The 2,154-nt window shown below is 77.6% G+C and carries 1 protein-coding gene; it reads right to left on the bottom strand.

Translation table 11 applies throughout. The features are described 5' to 3' along the window. On the bottom strand, positions 1-2,049 hold a 2,049-nt coding region (locus AOK09_RS36230; RefSeq protein WP_217698537.1), incomplete at its 3' end, for an HAD-IC family P-type ATPase. Between the last annotated feature and the right edge of the window lie 105 nt (positions 2,050-2,154).

The raw sequence follows: 2,154 nt of genomic DNA, 5'->3' as shown, positions 1-2,154 counted from the left end.
CCCCTGCGCCGGACCGCCGCCACCGCCCCGGCCGTCCTCCGCCCCCTCACCGTTCCGGCGGGGCGTCAGCGCCACGGCGAGCGCGGGCAGCATGTCGGTGAGCATGTTGACCACCAGCAGCTGACGGGTCGTCAGCGGGGCCTGTCCGCTCACGGCGGTGCCCACCAGCGTGAACGCGATCTCGCCCGCGTTGCCCCCCACCAGGATCGCCACGGCGTCCCGCACACTCGCCCACAGCGACCGTCCCTCCGCCAGCGCGTCCAGGATCAGCATGGGATCGGAGGAGGTCAGCACCAGGTCAGCGGCACTGCGGGCGGACCCGCTCCCCCGCCCCGCCACCGCGATCCCCACGTCCGCCCGCCGGATCGCCGCGGCGTCGTTGGTGCCGTCCCCCGTCATCGCCACCACCCGGCCGGAGCGCTGCAGCTCCCTGACGATCCGTACCTTCTGGGTCGGCGACACCCGCGCGAAGACCGCCGCCCGGGACACCGCCTCCGTCCGCTGCGACTGCGGCATCGCCTCCAGCTCGGCCCCGGTGAGCACCCGGTCCGCGTCCGGGATCCCGATGTCCGCCGCCACGGCCGCGGCGGTCACCGGGTGGTCGCCGGTGACCATCACCGGCCGCACCCCGGCCCGCACCAGGCCCGCCACCGACGCCGAGGCGGCCGGACGCGGGGTGTCCGCGATCCCCACGTAGCCCAGCAGGCAGGCGCCCCGCACCCGGTCCGCCAGGTCGTCCCCGGAGCCTCCCGTCCACTCCGCCCCCACGATCCGGGCCACCGCCAGCACCCGGAGCCCCCGGGCCGCGAGCGCCTTCACCCGCTCCCTGGCGCGCCGCCGCCCGGAGTCGGTGAGCGGCGCCGGCCTGCCGTCGCGGTCCAGCACCTCGGTGCAGCGCTCCAGTACGGTCTCCGGAGCGCCCTTCACCGCGATGACCACCCCCTCCCCCGCGTCGCCGACGGCGGCGGAGAAGCCGCGGCCGGTCTCGAAGGGCAGCTCCGCCAGCAGCTTCCAGTCGGGCGCCTCGTCATGGTCCAGGGCCGCCTCGGCGACCGCCCGGTCCGTCGCATGGGGAAGCCGCCGGGTCCCGTCCCGGAACGGCGGGCAGGCCCGCGCCGCGGTGCGCAGGATCCGGCGGCCGGTACCGCCGGCCAGCGGTACCGGTCCGTGCAGCGCGGCGGTCCGCACCAGCGACAGCCGGCCCTCCGTCAGGGTCCCCGTCTTGTCGAAGCAGACGGTGTCCACCCGCCCCAGCGCCTCCAGTGCCCTGGTGGAACGCACCAGCACGCCGAGCCCCGACAGCCGCCGCGCGGCGGCCAGTTGCGCCACCGTGGCCACCAGCGGCAGCCCCTCCGGCACCGCGGCCACCGCCACCGCCACACCGGAGGCCAGCGCCCTGCGCAGCGGCAGCCCCCGCAGCAGGCCGAGCCCGGTGACGGCGAGACCGCCGACGCCGGTGGCCGGGAGGGCGATCCGGGTGAGTTCCGCCAGCCGGGCCTGGAGGCCGGCGGTGGACCGCACCCGTCCCGCCGCCTTGGCCGCCCTGCCCGCCTCCGTGGCGCCGCCGGTGGCCACCACCACGCCGACCCCCGAGCCGGCGAGCACCACGGTGCCCTCGTAGAGCATGCAGCTGCGCTCCGCCTGCGCGGCGTTGGGCACCGCCTCGGGTGTCTTGCCGACCGGAAGCGGCTCCCCGGTGAGGCTGGCCTCGTCGACCTCCAGCGACTCGGCCGACAGCAGCCGTACGTCCGCCGGGACGACGTCCTCCGGGTGCACCACGACCAGATCCCCGAGCTGCAGCTCCTCCGCCAGGACCCACCGGGCCGCCACCCGCGCCGGGTCGGCGAACCGCACGGGTCTGCCCGGCGGGCGCGGCTCCACCAGCCGGGCGTGGGTGCGCTGCCGCAGCAGCAGGGCGTGCAGGGCGCGCTCGGCCCGCATCCGCTGCGCCCCGCTCACCACGGCGTTGCCGACCATCACCCCGCCCACCAGCATGGCGTCGACCCCCGAGCCCACCACGGCGGAGGCGGCGGCACCGAGGGTGAGCACGGGGGTGAGCGGATCGTGGAGTTCGTCCCTGGTCGCCCGGAGGAGATCGGCGGCACCGCGCACCGGTCCGGCGAGGCGCCCGCCCACCGCCACGGCCCCGGGCAC

It is taken from the genome of Peterkaempfera griseoplana (genome assembly GCF_001418575.1).
Taxonomy (GTDB): domain Bacteria; phylum Actinomycetota; class Actinomycetes; order Streptomycetales; family Streptomycetaceae; genus Peterkaempfera; species Peterkaempfera griseoplana.
The sequence above is the reverse complement of the archived record's forward strand: the minus strand, read 5'-3'. Positions and strand labels throughout refer to the sequence as shown.